Below are 15,103 nucleotides of genomic sequence, written 5' to 3'. Positions count from 1 at the left end.
ATTGCCTCAATACGAGCGGAAGGCGGCGACGAAATGGCTGGTCGACGGGCCGTGCCGGGCGACGAAAGTGACCGGGATTACCTGACCACCGCCCAGGTCGCGCAACGGTTGGGGGTCAAGCCCGAGACCGTGTACGCCTACGTCAGTCGCGGGTTGTTGACGAGCGTGCGCGAGTCGCGACAGCGCGGCAGCCGATTCGCCGCCGCGGACGTGGAGGAGTTGGCGAGCCGGACCGGCGGCCGGCGCGCACGCCCCGCCAACGGCTCGATCGAACGTATCCACACCCGGGTGACCCTGCTTGCCGACGACCGGCTCTACTACCGGGGCCGCGACGTAGCCGAACTCACCGGGTATCGCCTGGAGTCGGTGGCGCACTGGTTGTGGCGAGGCGTGGACCTCGCCGAGGTGCCCCGGTTCGAGGCCCCCGCCGGACCGGCCGACCTGGTCCGGCGCACGATGAGCCTGCTGCCGGACACCGCCCGGCTCACCGACCGTATCCGGATGATCGTGGCCGCGGCGGGCACGGCCGATCCGCTGCGCTTCGACCTGTCGGAGCCGGCCGTGGTCCGCGCGGGCGAGGCGCTGCTCGCGATGATCGCGGACACCCTGCCCCCGTGCCCGGGCGCGGCCCCGCCGACCGGGCCCTCACTCGCGGCGCGGTTGTGGCCGAAACTGACCGCTCGCGCGGCGACCCCGGAGCACATCCGGCTGCTGAACGCCGCGCTCGTGCTCAAGGCCGACCACGACCTGGCGGTGTCCACGCTGGCCGCGCGGGTGGCGGCCGGCGCCCGGGCGGACGTGTACGCGGTGGTCTCGGCCGGGCTCGGGGTGTTCGACGGCCGGCATCACGGCGCGGCGATCGGGTTGGCGTACCGCTTCCTGCGCGACGCGCTGGACCCGGCGGGCGGCGGCCCGACCGGCGCGGTCGCGGACCGGTTGCGCGCCGGGGAGCACCTGCCGGGCCTGGGCCACCTGCTCTACGCCGAACACGACCCGCGCGCCGACCTGTTGCTCGGCCTGCTCCGCGAACACGCCGAGCACGACGAGCGGGTCGCCCGGGTGATCCGCGCCGTGGACGCGCTGACCCGCGAACCGGCGGCGCGCGCCGAGGTGTTCCCCAACGCCGACCTGGCGCTGGCCGCGTTGGCGCACGCCATGCGGATGCGGCCGGACGCCGGCGAGGCGGTCTTCGCGATGGCCAGGTCGATCGGCTGGCTGGCCCACGCGATGGAGGAGTATCGACAGCCCGGTCTGCGCTACCGGGCCATCGGCGTCTACACGGGCACGCGCCCGCCGAGCCGCTGAGGCGCGGCGTCGACGGGTCGGCTCACCGCGCCTCGGCCGCGCCGGCGACGGTTTTCAGCCAGTCCTCGACCAGGGCGACCTCCACCCACTGCGGGAACAACTTCTCGGTGAGGAAGCGGTGCACCTCGGGGTCGAGGTCCAGGCAGCCGTCCACGAGCACGGTCAGGCCGAAGTCCAGATCCTGCGCGTGACACAGGGTGTAGAGCACGACACCGCTGGTGGCGATGCCGGCCAGGACGAGGCGGTCGATGTCGCGCGCCCGCAGGACCAGGTCGAGGTCGCTGCCGGAGAATGCGCTGCCGCGTCGTTTGGTGACCACGACGTCGCCCTCGCGGGGCGCGATGGCGGGGTGGATCGCGGTGCCCGGGGCGCCCTCGGTGAACAGCCCCATTGCCGCGGAGTTGGTGAGCACCCGGTTGCGTGGGCTCACCTCCGGCTGCCCCGGCCGCAGCCCGATCACCACGTAGATCACGGACATGCCCGCCGCGCGGGCCCCCTCGATCGCCGCGCCGAGCCGGTCCAGGTATCCGGAGCCGTCGTCGGCCATCTCGACGATCTCCTGCTGTACGTCCATCACAAGCAGTGCGCCGTTGCCCATGCGTATCGTCCCTCCCAGCACGGACCGCGCGGTCCGTGAGCCGGCCGACACCGCTCCCCGGCGTCGGGTCGTGCCCCGCTCGGTACAGTACGGGGATGGCAAACCCCAGGGAGCAGATTCTCGCCGAACTCGGCGTGCGGACGGCCGTCGTGCCCAAGGTGGAGATCCGGCGCCGGGTCGACTTCCTCAAGGACTACCTGCGGTCGACCCCGGCCAAGGGCTACGTGCTCGGGATCAGCGGCGGCCAGGACAGCACACTGGCGGGCCGGTTGTGCCAGCTCGCCGCCGAGGAGTTGCGGGCCGAGGGCCGAGAGGCGCGGTTCGTCGCGGTACGGCTGCCCTACGGCGTGCAGGCCGACGAGCACGACGCGCAGATCGCGCTGGGGTTCATCCGGCCCGACCGCTCGGTCACGGTGAACGTCAAGCCGGGCGCCGACGCGGTGGCCGCCGAGGTGGCCCGCGGTCTGGCCGAGTCGGCGGGTGGGGAGTCCGAGCCGGCGGGCGGGGAGTCCGAGCTGCGGGACTTCGTGCGCGGCAACCTCAAGGCCCGTGAGCGCATGGTGATCCAGTACGCGATCGCCGGACAGCTGAACCTGCTCGTGGTGGGCACCGATCATGCCGCCGAGGCGGTGACGGGCTTCTTCACCAAGTACGGCGACGGCGGTGTCGACCTCACCCCGCTGACCGGTCTGACCAAGCGTCAGGGCGCGGCGCTGCTCCAGGAGTTGGGCGCGCCGCCGAGCGTGTGGGAGAAGGTGCCGACCGCCGACCTGGAGGACGACCGGCCCGCGCTGCCCGACGAGGTGGCGCTGGGTCTGACGTACGCTCAGATCGACGAGTACCTGGAGGGCCGCGACGTCGCGCCGGAGGTGGCGGCGCGCCTGGAGTCGACCCATCGCGCGACCCGGCACAAGCGGGCCCAGCCGGTCACGCCCGACGACGACTGGTGGCGCTGACCGCACCGCGGCGGTTCGTGGAACAACGTCCGGGTCGGCCCGCGTGGGCCGACCCGGACGTCGTGGTCACACCAGGTCGAACCGGTCCAGCTCCATCACCTTGGTCCAGGCGGCGACGAAGTCGGTGACGAACTTCTCCTTGGCGTCGTCGCTCGCGTAGACCTCCGCGAGCGCGCGCAGCTCGGAGTTCGCCCCGAAGACCAGGTCGACCCGGCTGCCGGTCCACTTGACCTCGCCGGTGGCCGCGTCGCGGCCCTCGAACGTGTTCGCGTCCTCCGACGTCGCCTTCCACGTCGTGCCCATGTCGAGCAGGTTGACGAAGAAGTCGTTGCTCAGCACGCCGGGCGTGCTGGTGAACACGCCGAGCGACGACTCCTGGTGGTTGGCGCCCAGCACGCGCAGCCCGCCGACCAGGACCGTGGTCTCCGGCGCGCTCAGGGTCAGCAGGTTCGCCCGGTCGATGAGCAGGTACTCGGCCGGCAGCCGGTTGCCCTTCGCGAGGTGGTTGCGGAACCCGTCGGCGGTCGGCTCCAGGGCGGCGAACGACTCGACGTCGGTCTCCTCCTGCGAGGCGTCCACCCGGCCCGGGGTGAAGGGCACCTCGATGTCGACCCCGGCGGCCTTGGCGGCCTGCTCGACCGCGGCACCGCCGGCGAGCACGATCAGGTCGGCGAGCGAGACACGCTTGCCGTCGCTGCGACCGCCGTCGAACGCCGCCTTGATCTCCTCCAGGCCGTGCAGCACCGCGGCCAGCCGGTCGGGCTCGTTGACCTCCCAGCCGAGCTGCGGTTCGAGCCGCAGCCGCGCGCCGTTGGCGCCGCCGCGCTTGTCGCTGCCGCGGAAGGAGGACGCCGACGCCCACGCGGTGGACACCAGCTGGGACACGGTCAGACCGGAGGCGAACACCCGGGCCTTGAGGTCGGCGATCTCCTCGGCGCCGATCAGCTCGTGGTCGACCGCCGGCAGCGGGTCCTGCCACAGCAGCGTCTCGGTGGGCACCTCCGGGCCGAGGTAGCGCACGACCGGGCCCATGTCGCGGTGGGTCAGCTTGAACCACGCGCGCGCGAAGGCGTCGGCGAACGCCTGCGGATCGGCCAGGAACCGACGCGAGATCTGCTCGTACGCCGGGTCGAAGCGCAGCGACAGGTCGGTGGTCAGCATGGTCGGCGCGTGCGTCTTCGACGGGTCGTGCGCGTCCGGTACGGTGCCCGCGCCGGCGCCGTCCTTCGGCTTCCACTGGTGCGCGCCGGCCGGGCTCTTGGTCAGCTCCCAGTCGTAGCCGAACAGCGTCTCGAAGAAGCTGTTGTCCCAGCTCACCGGGGTGGCGGTCCAGGCACCCTCCAGCCCGCTGGTGATCGCGTCGGCGCCCTTGCCGGTGCCGAACGTGTTCTTCCAGCCCAGGCCCTGCTGCTCGATCGGGGCGGCCTCGGGGTCGGGGCCGACATGGTCGGCCGGGCCCGCGCCGTGCGTCTTGCCGAAGGTGTGCCCGCCGGCGATCAGGGCGACGGTCTCCTCGTCGTTCATCGCCATCCGGCGGAACGTCTCGCGGATGTCGCGCGCGGCGGCCAGCGGGTCCGGGTTGCCGTTCGGGCCCTCCGGGTTGACGTAGATGAGGCCCATCTGGACCGCGCCGAGCGGGTTCTCCAGATCCCGGTCGCCGCTGTAGCGCTCGTCGCCGAGCCAGGTGGTCTCCGGACCCCAGTAGACGTCCTCGTCGGCCTCCCACACGTCGGCGCGACCGCCGCCGAAGCCGAAGGTCTCGAAGCCCATCGTCTCCAGCGCCACGTTGCCGGTGAGTATCAGCAGGTCGGCCCAGGACAGGCTCTGCCCGTACTTCTTCTTGACCGGCCACAGCAGCCGACGGGCCTTGTCCAGGCTCGCGTTGTCCGGCCAGCTGTTGAGCGGGGCGAAGCGCTGTTGCCCGGCACCGGCGCCGCCGCGGCCGTCGCTGATCCGGTAGGTGCCGGCGCTGTGCCAGGCCATCCGGATCATGAACGGGCCGTAGTTGCCGTAGTCGGCCGGCCACCAGTCCTGCGAGGTGGTCAGCACCTCGGCGATGTCCCGCTTCACCGCGGGAAGATCGAGCGCCTTGAACGCCTCGGCGTAGTCGAAGTCCGCGCCGAGGGGGTTGGCCACGGCGGGGTTCTTGGCGAGGATCTTCAGGTTCAGTCGCTCCGGCCACCACTGCCGGTTCCCACCGCCCTGGGTCGGGTGCGGTGCGCGCGTGTGCGCGACCGGGCAGCCCCCTCCGCCCTCCGTCTTCGCGTCTACGACGATTGCATCATTGTTCTCGGACATGGGAATCCTTCCGGACCAGGCGGATCGTGGTACTCGGGGCATGCGAGCGGTGCAACGTCGGGGGGAGAAGCCGGACTCGCCGGACGTGCTCGGCCCGGGAGCATCGACAAACCTCTACGGTCGTGCGGTCCACGTCGGCGGCGACACGACGGATCGGTGGAACCGGGCCGCGTCGCGGTCGGTTCACCGCGTGGTACGGGTCCCGCGCCGGCGGCCGACTTCGTCAGGCCGGCACCGCGCGGTTCCACGGCGGTGGTCCCGTCACGTCTCCGTCTCCTGCCGTAGTGGGGTGTTCCCGACTCTTGGCTATCGTCAGAACCGATCCTACGATGGACAGAGTCCAAGTCAAGATGTGCGCCAATTCCATATTCAAACGGAACCCGGACCTCCGCCGGTAAACTCGGGTCTCCACCGAACCTGAATAGGTGAAGCGATATGAGTGACCTGCTGGAGCGACTGCGCGCGCGTGGTTGGCGGATGACGTCGCAGCGGCGCGTCGTGGCCGAGGTCCTCGACGGCGACCACGTGCATCTGACGGCCGACGAGGTTCACGCGCGCGCGGTGGCGCGCCTGCCCGAGATCTCCCGCGCCACGGTCTACAACGCGCTGGGCGAGCTGGTCTCGCTGGGCGAGGTCATCGAGGTGTCCACCGACGGCCGCGCCAAGCGCTACGACCCCAACGCGCACCGCCCGCACCAGCACCTGGTCTGCTCCCGGTGCGGCACCATCCGCGACGTACACCCGGCGGGCAACCCCCTGACCGACCTCCCCACCGACCAACGCTTCGGCTTCACGGTCTCCGCGGTCGAGGTCACCTACCGAGGTCTGTGCCCCGCTTGCACATGACCGATCCCACGCCGCCGTTCCCGACTCCGGCCGAAGCCGGCGCGTAGGCGGGATCCACCGGACAGGGCCCGGCGCCGGGTCGCGCCGGCGGTAGGGTGGGCGTGTCCGGTCCGGCTAGGTGAGGAGCGCTGGTGACCGCCGAACCCGAATACTCGACTCCGGTGATCGCCCGGCCCGAGCGCACCATCGAAGGTGTGCGTCAGGCGATCGTGTTGCTGGCCCCGCACTGGCTTCCCGAGATGGACCGCTCCCAGCGTGAGGCAACCGCGAAGGCACTGGAGCTCAATCGGCTCGACCCGTTGCGGGCCTGGTTGCGGCACTGGGCGGCGGTCGCGGAGATCGAGCGGCACCCGGATCTCGCATTCCGCTACCACCACGCCGAACAGGTCGACACGGTCAGCGACGACCCCGCGGTCCGCGCCAGAGGCGTCCGCGTCTCGGGCCGGCTCCTCCGCGCCGCCTACGCCGCGGTGGACGGGTGACCTGGGGTTGGGAGTACGAGCCCGACGAGGCGACCGTCGTGGGCGGCGCACCGGAAGCGTTCGTCGCGCAGGTCGAGATCGCCGTGGCGGAGGTCGTCCGTGCCGCCGAGGCCCGATACCTCGACGGCACCTGCTACACGGGTCCCAATCCGCGTGCCGCCACCGCCTACGTCGACAACGGCATGTTCCTGTACCTGGTCGTCGTACGAAGTGAGCGCGTCTACGTCCTGCAGACGACACACCTGGCCGCCGACTGACTTGCGCTAGGCGCGGTGCAGCCAGGTGTTCAGGACGACCTGGCCGTCGGGGCGGGGGCGGGTGACGGGCTTGGCGTCGGTGAGGTGGAAGCCGGTGGATCGGGCGACGGCGATGCTGGGGGCGTTGTCGGCGGCGATGCGCAGGATCACCGCGTCGGCGCCCAGTTCGTCGCGGGCGTATTCCGTCATCAGGCGCACCGCGCGGCCGGCCAGGCCCTGGCGGCGGTGCCGCGCGCCGATTCCGTAGGCGATCTCCCCCACCCGGCGCGGCCGCGCGGCCGCGGAGCCCAGGTCGACGTCGGGGCCGTCGGCGTCCGGGAACAGCAGCACCTCGCCGCACGGTTCGCCGCCGTCGAGGGTGATCGCCAGTTGGATGCCCCGATGCAGGGCGCGGGACGCGCGGGCCCGCGCCAGGTACGCCCGTGCGGCCTCGGCGTCGAACGGCGAGACCAGCGGCGTCCATCGGTCGATCTCGGGCTCGTCGAACAGCTCCACCATGGCCGGCACGTCGTCGTCGTTCCACTCGCGCAGCCACAGCCCGTGGCCCTGTACGCGGATCTCGCTCGGCAGAAGGTATGCGGGTGATGAGGTCATGACCTCGATCCTGCCCGCTGATCCGCGCCGAGGCTACGCCCGCCGACGCGAGACCGCGCTTATCGGCTACCGCCCGCCGGGGGAGATGTACCGCCTCGCGAGAGGGAGTTCGTTCTCCGACCTGTGGTGGTGTCGAGGGTTCGTCCGGCCTGGAAGCGTGGTGTGCATGACCACACGACACGTGGGCCGCGTGTGCCGCGGCCGGTATCGACTCGTCCTGATGGGCACGGTTGTCCTGGCTCTGCTCGGTTCCGCGGGCGTGGCCGTCGGCGTGGAGCCGGCCCCCGCCTCGGATCGCGCCCCGGACGGGATCTGGCGCTCCGACGGCTACGGGACGGTCCTCACGATCGACGGCGGCGTGTTGCGGCCGTACGAGACGACCGACCTCGGGTGTGTGCCCGGCATCCCCGCGTACCGGGAGCACGCACCGGACGGCTCCGTGCGGTTCCGCGCCCGCGACGCCCCCGACAGCTACTTCCCGATCACGGTACGCCGGCTCCCCGGGCGCCCCGAGCGGGCCGCCCTGACCGTCGAAGGCACCCTGGGCCGCCGCGAGTTGCGGCGCGTGCGCACGCTGCCGGCCGACTGCCTGCGGCCCGCGCCCGCCGATCCGCGGGCCGTCTTCGACGTGTTCTGGCAGACGTTCCGGGAGAACTACGCCTTCTTCGCCGAACGCGGCGTCGACTGGGCGGCGGCCCGGGACAGGTATCGGCCGATGGTGCGCCCGGACACCACCGACGATCGCCTCTTCGAGATCCTCACCACGATGGCCGAACCACTGCGCGACGGCCACACCTCCCTGCGGGCCCCGGCCCTGGACCGCTTGTGGCGGGTCGGTCGCCCCGGAACACCCGAGTTGGACCAGGCGTACGAGGACCGGATCCGGGCCTTCGTCGAGCGCCGCGACCTCGGCGGCACACCGTTGCGGACCTTCGCCGCGGGTGCGATCGGCTATGCCGAACTCCCGGGCCGGATCGGCTATCTACGGATCAACCGGTTCGTCGGCTACACCGGCGACCAGGCCCCGTTCGCGGTCGAGGCCGCCGAACTCGACCGCGTCCTCGACACGATCGTCACCGCCCGGCGCGCGTCCGGTCCCGACGCCTGGCACGGCCTGATCATCGATATCCGGGTCAACCTCGGCGGCCTGGACGACCTCGGCCGACGCGTCGCCGCCCGGCTGACCGACCGGGCCCACCCCGCCTACGTCAAAAGCGCCCGCGACGACCCGCACGACCCCACCCGCTTCACCCCACCCCAGGCGTTCCGAATCGAGCCCGCCGCCGGCGCGCCGCGCTACACCGGCCCGGTCGCGGTGCTCACCGGCCCCGCCACGGTGAGCGCCGGCGAGACGTTCGCCCTGGCCCTGCGCGAACGCCCGGGGCCCACCACCTTCGTCGGCGACAACACGCAGGGCATCTTCTCCGACATGTTCGGCCGCACGCTCCCCAACGGCTGGGCGTTCACCCTGTCCAACGAACGCTACGTCTCCCCCACCGGCCGCGGCTTCGAAGGTGTGGGGTTGCCGGTCGACTTCCGCACCCCGGTCTTCACGGACGCGGAGTTCGCCGCCGACCGCGACTCCGCCTTCGACCGCGCGGTACGACTGCTGGGCGGCCGCAATCCCTGACCGGTGGCCTCGCTCTCGCGGCGGCGGGCGGTGACGGTGAAGTAGTCGAGGGTGCCCTCGCGGTAGGCCAGGAGGAAGTTGTGCGGCCAGGTGCCGGGTGCCCAGGTGCGATCCAGCCAGCGGTCCCAGCCGGGCCAGACCGACTCGCCGATCGAGGCGACCCTGATGTCGCCGAGCCCCGCGCGTTCGAGGGCGTCGGTCAACTCCGGGACGGTGTGCGGTACATCCAGGTCCTCGGCGAACGTGGGCAACAACTCGGCCGGCCGCCGCGCCCGGACCGGATCGGCGTCGGGCACGAGGAAGGTGGCCACGACCATGCGCCCCCCGGGCCGCAACACCCGCGCGGCCTCGCGGGCGAACGCCCCGAGGTCCCGGAAGTGCTGGGCGGCCTCGACGCTGTACAGGCAGTCGAACTCGCCGTCGCCGAACGGCATGTCCTCGGCCGCCCCGCGCACGAACCGCAACCCCCCGGGCCGGCGCGCGGACACCTCGGCGGTGGCCCGTTCGGCCCGCCGCAACTGCTCCGGATGGATGTCCATGCCGGTGACGCGGGCGAAGCCGTACTCCTCCAACGCCACCGCGCCCCCGGCCCCCATCCCGCAGCCCACCTCCAGGACCCGCAGCCCCTCGCCCGGCGCCAACCCGTCCAGCACGTGCCGATACAGGGCCCGCTGACTGGCGATGCGATCCTCCTCGGTGAGCGCCCGATCGAGATCGATCCCTCGCCAGTAACCGAAGTTGATGAACCCGCCGCCGAACAACCCGGTCGCCCCGAGATCGTCCGCCCCATAGGTCCTCTCGACCGCCGCCGGAATCACATGCCGCGTCCCACCGGACCCGTCCGTCATCGACCCCACCTCTCGACAGGAAGCACACCCACCCCCCGGTTGCCCACCCCGTCCACCCCCCGAACCCCGACCACCCCCGATTCCGCACCACCGGACACCGGCTGACCCACACCGATCACCCATCCTCGGGCCACGCACGGCCGAGTCGAACCGGCGGTATGCGGACGTCGGGATTCCGGATCGTGGGGCATTGGTTCGCCGGTGTTCAGGTGTGTGGTGTCTGGCGGCCATCGTGTTGCGCCAGGGTCTTGGCGGCCGGACCTGTCGGTACGGCACTGGCACGGCAGAGGAGTTCGGTGCACATGAGGTCGATGGTCCGAGGTTTGCGGTCGGCGGTACGCGGCGTGGCGGCCGGGGCGGCCTGCGTCGCGCTGTGTGCGACGGTCGGGCTCACGGGCACGGCGCACGCGGCGGAGGTGTCCGACGAGCACGCGGCGCAGGCGAAGCCGGCGTTCCCGTCCGAGATCAAGGGGTGGCAGCCGATCGGGCGGTACGAGATCGACGCCGCGTCGCAGGCCCAGGGACTGGCCAACGTGCGCCCGCCCGGCGCCAAGCCGTACCTGTACTACACGGGCAACACCTCGATCCCCGCGCCGGTGCGCGAGCGCGGCTGGTCGCACATCGGCGACCCGGACTCCTCGCGCGGCTACCTGTTCGACGCGTACCAGGGCGGCGGCGACGCGACGGCGAAGATGTTCCGGGTGACCACGCCGTCGGGCGCGGCCTACGAGTACGTGCACCCGCTGGCGGCCGGCGAGGCGATGAACAACTCGTTCGCCGCGATCTCCCCCGACAGCCGCTGGATGGTCTCCGGCGAGTGGGACACGATGAACCGCCTGCTCGTCTTCCCCACCCCGCTGCTCAACCCCGCCACGGCGCGCACCGGCGGCGACCTCGCGCTCGCGGGCACCATCGAACTGGACCGTCCGGTCAAGGACATCCAGGGTTGTACGTTCCTGGACGCGAAGCGGCTGCTGTGCGCTTCGGACGACTCCGACCGGAAGTTGTTCCCCGAGGCCAAGCCGCTGCTGCAGATCGAACTGAAGAAGGCGCTGAACGGCCGCACCGTCACCGGGCATGTGACCTCGCTCGGCGCGCTTCCGCAGCTCAGCGCCTGCCCCGGCACGGCCGTCGACTTCGAGACCGAGGGCAACGACTACGACCGGCACACCGGTGTGCTGCGCGTCGAGATGATCCCGCCGCGCGACTGCGCGGCGCGCGCGACGGTGTACGAGTTCAAGCGCAAGCACTGAGCCGGTAGCGGTGGGGGGTGGGTCACGGGGTGGACGCCCGGTGGCCCACCCCCTACGCGTCCTCTGCGGTGAGCCGGCCGGACTTCACCGCGGCGAGGAGCGCGGCGTGGTCGCGTTCGTTGCGGTCGGCGTAGGTTTCCGCGAAGGTGGTCACCGCGCGGTCGAAGGTGTCCCCGCCGCCCAGGTAGGCGGCGATGGCGATGCGGTCCCCGGAGCGGGCGTGTGCGCGGGCCAGGGTGGCGCCGCACAGTTCGCCGAACGCGCGCATTCCGCGCGGCACCATCAGGGACGGTTCGGCGATGCCCTTCCAGTCGCGGAGTTGTCGGACGTAGAAGTCGCGTTGCCGTCCGTCGATACCGTCCACCCGTTCCCAGCCCAGGAGCATGTCGCCGGCGGCCTGCATCAACCGCTGGCCCGCGACGACCCGTTCGCCCTGGGTGGCCGTCTCGGCGGGGCCGACGTGCGCGGCCAGGACCGACTCGTCGGCCTCCTTGGCCTGGAGGATCAGCGGGTCGTCCAGGTCACGGCCGAGCAGGAGCACGATCCAGCAGCGGGTGCCGACGCTGCCGACGCCGACGACCTTGCGGGCCATGTCCACCACGGTGTACTGGCCGAGCAGGTGGCGCAGTTCGGAGCGAAGCGTGTGGCGATAGCGGTCGATCAGGTCGCCGATCCGCCCGGCGAGCGCGGCCCGTTCGTCGTCGGGCAGGAGTTCGGCGATCGGGGTGACCAGTGGCGGTGAGGAGATGATCCGCGGCTCGCCGTCGACCATGCGGGTGAGCTTCGCGAAGGCCTGGAGGCTGTCCCGACCGCGCGCCTTGCTCATGGCCTTGGACAGTTGCCGCCAGCCGCGTTTGTGCAACCGTCCGGACGCCAGCGCCCGGACCCGGTCCGCGTCGGCCTTGGCGTACCAGACGTCGAGGTTGCGCATGCCCGCGAAGCGGCGCATCGCCTCGCGGTAGGACCGTACGGTCCCCCGGACCACGTCGGCGCGTTCGGCGTCCGTGTAGCCGTTCTCGCGCCCCGCGATGACCAGGCTCGCGGCCAGCCGCTTCACGTCCCACTCCCACGGTCCGGGCAACGTCTCGTCGAAGTCGTTGAGGTCGAACAGCAGCAGCCGTTCGGGCGAGGCCAGCAGTCGGAAGTTGAGCATGTGCGCGTCGCCGCACAGTTGCACCCGCAGCCCCGAACTCGGCGTACCGGCGAGGTCGCTCGCCATGATCGCGGCGGCACCCCGATAGAACCGGAACGGCGACTCGGCCATGCGCCCGTACCGGATCGGCACCAACTCCGGTACCCGCGAGGCCGATTGCCGCTCGATCAGGTCGATCGGGTCGGGCCGCCGGGTCGGTGCGAACTCGGCGTGGCTCGACCGCGACGCCTTCGCCCGCGCCGCCCGGCCGCGCTCGGCGCGCTCCCGGGGCGTGGGCGGCAAGGTCTCACGGGTACGGACTTCGGCCTTCGGCGTCATCGCAAGCCCTCCGGAACCGCATCGAGGCACACACGATCCACGCATGCGGCCGGCGCGGTTCGCCCGAACGGGTGCCCCCGATCGCCTGGGCGGCTCGGGGGCGAGGACGGCACGCCGCCCCACCTCAGGAAACGCGTTGGGCCCGCTCCCGGCGAGCGGTGTGGCGCCAACGAGTGACGGCGGCGCGGCCGTCAGGGCCGGCGGGGACGCACGGGGCGGTGCGCGCGCAGGCGGCGCCAGGTGCCGGCCAGGTGTGCGCCGAACGCGAGGTTCAGCACGGCGACCGGGGCAATCAGCGGCCAGGCGAGCGAGGCGGGGGCGGTGACGCCGCGGTTGACGACGAGCATGAGCAGGGTGGCCAGGACGAGGAGTACGCCGAACGTGGCGGTCGCCGCCTCGCGCAGTGGCGGGGCCGCGCCGGGCAGGGCGGCCCGGGGGCCGGTCGCCGCGCGCAGCCCGGACAGCGCCGAGGCCGCGGCCAGGACGGTCCCGAAGGCGAGCAGCGCCAGGCCCGCGTCGAGGAGGAGGGGTCGCCGCTCCCAGGGGCCGGTCGGGCCGGCCGGCATGGCGGTGGACCATACGGCCGCCGGCGCCGGCAGCGCCGCGAGGGCGGCGGCGAGCCACCCCGCCCGGTGGCCGGCACGCGTCGTTCGCGACCACCGGCGATCCGGCGCTGATCTCGGCCGACGGGCGCGCCACCGTGGCCCTGGTCTACCCGCCCGGCGGCGAGGGCCCGAAGGCGTACGGCGATGCGCCGGCCCGGGTGCGGGCGGCGGTGGCCGGGATCGAGATCGCCGGCGCGCCCGTCCGGGTCACCGGCCGGCCGCTGCCGACCGGACGCGACAACGGCGCCGCCCGCAGCCCGATCGCCGAGACCCTGCTCGGCGCGCTGGGCGCGTTGGTCGTGCTCGGCCCGACCTTCGCCGGCGGCCTGGCCCTGATCCCGCTCCTGACCGCCGCGATCGCCATCCCCACGACGTTCCTGCTGGTCGGAGGCCTGACCCGGGTCACCGACGTGTCGTTCATCGTGCAGTACCTGGTCGCCCTGATCGGCCTGGGCATCGCGATCGACTACGCCCTGCTCGTGGTGACCCGATGGCGCGAGGAACGCGACCGCGCGGACGGGGCCGATCCGGGCGGGTGCGATCCGGCCGGGCGCGTCGAGGCGATCGTGCGCGCGGCGACCACCGCCGGCCGCGCGGTCCTGCTCAGCGGCGCGACCGTCGCACTGTCCCTGGCCGCGCTGGTCGTGCTGCCCGTCCCGTTCCTGCGCAGCGTCGGCTACGCGGGTCTGCTGATGCCGCTGGTGAGCGTCGCGGTCACGCTGACCCTGCTGCCGGTGCTGCTGTACGTGTGCGGCGCCCGGCTGGACGTGCCGCGCCGCACCCGGCGTGCGGACGGCCGCGCGTGGTCGGCGATCGCCCGGGCCACCACACGTCGGCCGGTCCTGGCGGCCGTACTCGGCGGCGCGCTGCTGCTCGCCCTCGCCGCACCCGCGCTGACCATGCGGGTGGGGCAGCCGCAGGTGACGGCGCTCGGCCGTGGCGGCGAGCCCGCGCAGGTGTTCGCCGCGATCGACCGGGCCGGCTTCGGCACGGGTATCGCCCAGCCGATCGAGGTGGCGACCGACGGCGACGCGAAGGCGCCGGCCCGACGGTTGGCGACAGAGCGGGGTGTGGCAGGCGCGATCGCCCCCGCCGGGTGGGACAGCGGGGGCCTGCGGGTCGTGGAGGTGTGGACGGCCGCGGACCCCGCCACCGACGCGGGTCGCGCGGCGGTGGGCCGGGTCCTGGCGGCGGCGCGCGCCACGCCCGGGGTGCACGCGGGTGGCGGCCCGGCGCAGGATCGCGACTTCGCGGACGCGGTCTACGGCTCGTTGCCGCTGGTCCTGGCGGCGATCGCGGTGCTCACGTTCCTCGTGCTGATGCGGTCGTTGCGGTCGATCTGGCTGCCGGTCAAGGCCCTCGTGCTGAACACCGTGTCGGTGGCCGCCGCCTACGGCGCGGTCGTACTGATCCGGCAGAAGGGCTACGGCAGCGAACTGCTCTTCGACACCCCGGCCACGGGGGCGATCACGGTGTGGGTGCCGATGGCGGTGTTCGCGTTCCTGTTCGGATTGTCCATGGACTACGAGGTGTTCATCCTGACCCGGATCCGCGAGGCGCACCTCGACCTCGCCGCCCGAGGGATTCGGGACACCACCGAGGAGGCCGTCGTGATCGGCATCGGCCGTACCGGCAGGCTGGTCACCTCCGCCGCGCTGATCCTGTTCCTGGCCTTCGTCGCGTTGTCCACCGTCCCGGTCACCGACGTCAAGATCCTGGCCGCCGCCCTCGCGGTCGGCATCGTGGTGGACGCGACGATCGTCCGAGGGGTGCTTGCGCCCGCGCTGGTGACCCTGATGGGGCGGGCCAACTGGTGGTTCCCGCACCGCGCGGACGGCCCGCGCGGCGGCCGGGGTATCGACGTACCGAAGCATGCGGACCACCCTGGCGTGGCCTCGGGCCCGGCCCGTACCCTGAACCGGATCGACGCCGAACCCCCACGACCCGAAACGGGCTGATC

Annotated in this window: 13 protein-coding genes and 1 pseudogene; 8 read left to right on the top strand and 6 right to left on the bottom strand. The window is 72.7% G+C overall.

The window, feature by feature from the left end:
- The first annotated feature begins 33 nt into the window (after positions 1–33).
- Positions 34–1,305, top strand: coding sequence for a citrate synthase (locus ACWGR4_RS28500; protein WP_452133645.1), 1,272 nt, complete (start codon positions 34–36; stop codon positions 1,303–1,305).
- Between the two features lie 22 nt (positions 1,306–1,327).
- Here ACWGR4_RS28500 and ACWGR4_RS28495 read toward each other — a convergent pair whose 3' ends face one another.
- Positions 1,328–1,903: a cysteine hydrolase family protein gene (locus tag ACWGR4_RS28495; protein WP_452133646.1), complete on the bottom strand. Its 576-nt coding sequence runs from the start codon at positions 1,901–1,903 to the stop codon at positions 1,328–1,330.
- 95 nt (positions 1,904–1,998) lie between these two features.
- On the opposite strand from ACWGR4_RS28495, the gene nadE reads away from it, so the two are divergent.
- Positions 1,999–2,859 carry an ammonia-dependent NAD(+) synthetase gene (nadE, locus tag ACWGR4_RS28490; protein WP_452133647.1) on the top strand — a complete coding sequence of 287 codons (861 nt, stop codon included), beginning with the start codon at positions 1,999–2,001 and terminating at the stop codon, positions 2,857–2,859.
- Between the two features lie 66 nt (positions 2,860–2,925).
- Here the strand turns inward: nadE and katG are convergent, their stop codons facing one another.
- Positions 2,926–5,157 carry a catalase/peroxidase HPI gene (gene katG, locus ACWGR4_RS28485; RefSeq protein ID WP_380012321.1) on the bottom strand — a complete coding sequence of 744 codons (2,232 nt, stop codon included), beginning with the start codon at positions 5,155–5,157 and terminating at the stop codon, positions 2,926–2,928.
- Between the two features lie 435 nt (positions 5,158–5,592).
- On the opposite strand from katG, the gene ACWGR4_RS28480 reads away from it, so the two are divergent.
- The 3 genes from ACWGR4_RS28480 (at position 5,593) to ACWGR4_RS28470 (ending at position 6,742) form a co-directional block, all read left to right on the top strand.
- A complete protein-coding gene (locus ACWGR4_RS28480; RefSeq protein ID WP_452130866.1) occupies positions 5,593–6,003 on the top strand; it encodes a Fur family transcriptional regulator in 411 nt (136 codons plus the stop codon).
- Positions 6,004–6,134: 131 nt separating this feature from the next.
- Entirely contained in the window at positions 6,135–6,485 is a 351-nt protein-coding gene (locus tag ACWGR4_RS28475) for a hypothetical protein (RefSeq protein ID WP_452130867.1), read from the top strand.
- Positions 6,482–6,742: a hypothetical protein gene (locus ACWGR4_RS28470; protein ID WP_452130868.1), complete on the top strand. Its 261-nt coding sequence runs from the start codon at positions 6,482–6,484 to the stop codon at positions 6,740–6,742. Before ACWGR4_RS28475 ends, ACWGR4_RS28470 begins: the two co-directional genes overlap by 4 nt.
- Positions 6,743–6,748: 6 nt before the next feature.
- Here ACWGR4_RS28470 and ACWGR4_RS28465 read toward each other — a convergent pair whose 3' ends face one another.
- Entirely contained in the window at positions 6,749–7,336 is a 588-nt protein-coding gene (locus tag ACWGR4_RS28465) for a GNAT family N-acetyltransferase (RefSeq protein ID WP_452130869.1), read from the bottom strand.
- 166 nt (positions 7,337–7,502) lie between these two features.
- Here ACWGR4_RS28465 and ACWGR4_RS28460 point away from each other — a divergent pair, with 166 nt between their 5' ends.
- Positions 7,503–8,966, top strand: coding sequence for a S41 family peptidase (locus ACWGR4_RS28460; RefSeq protein ID WP_452130870.1), 1,464 nt, complete (start codon positions 7,503–7,505; stop codon positions 8,964–8,966).
- Positions 8,967–9,151: 185 nt separating this feature from the next.
- On the opposite strand, the pseudogene ACWGR4_RS28455 reads toward ACWGR4_RS28460, so the two are convergent.
- A pseudogene (locus tag ACWGR4_RS28455) lies at positions 9,152–9,814 on the bottom strand (class I SAM-dependent methyltransferase); the annotation flags it as partial.
- Positions 9,815–10,116: 302 nt separating this feature from the next.
- Here ACWGR4_RS28455 and ACWGR4_RS28450 point away from each other — a divergent pair.
- Complete coding sequence (locus ACWGR4_RS28450; protein WP_452130871.1) at positions 10,117–11,067, top strand: hypothetical protein; 951 nt, start codon at positions 10,117–10,119, stop codon at positions 11,065–11,067.
- Positions 11,068–11,119: 52 nt separating this feature from the next.
- On the opposite strand, the gene ACWGR4_RS28445 is transcribed toward ACWGR4_RS28450, so the two are convergent.
- Both ACWGR4_RS28445 and ACWGR4_RS28440 read right to left on the bottom strand, forming a co-directional pair.
- A complete protein-coding gene (locus ACWGR4_RS28445; RefSeq protein ID WP_452130872.1) occupies positions 11,120–12,538 on the bottom strand; it encodes a DUF2252 domain-containing protein in 1,419 nt (472 codons plus the stop codon).
- Positions 12,539–12,729: 191 nt separating this feature from the next.
- Positions 12,730–13,104 (bottom strand): hypothetical protein, encoded by a 375-nt coding sequence (locus tag ACWGR4_RS28440; RefSeq protein ID WP_452130902.1) that lies wholly within the window; start codon positions 13,102–13,104, stop codon positions 12,730–12,732.
- Between the two features lie 11 nt (positions 13,105–13,115).
- Between ACWGR4_RS28440 and ACWGR4_RS28435 the strand changes: the two genes are divergently transcribed.
- Positions 13,116–15,101, top strand: a complete 1,986-nt coding sequence (locus ACWGR4_RS28435) for an MMPL family transporter (RefSeq protein ID WP_452134261.1) — start codon at positions 13,116–13,118, stop codon at positions 15,099–15,101.
- Positions 15,102–15,103 lie beyond the last annotated feature (2 nt).

This window comes from Embleya sp. NPDC055664, assembly GCF_053618075.1.
Note: the sequence above shows the minus strand (reverse complement) of the source record. Positions and strands in the feature narration are given on the sequence as shown.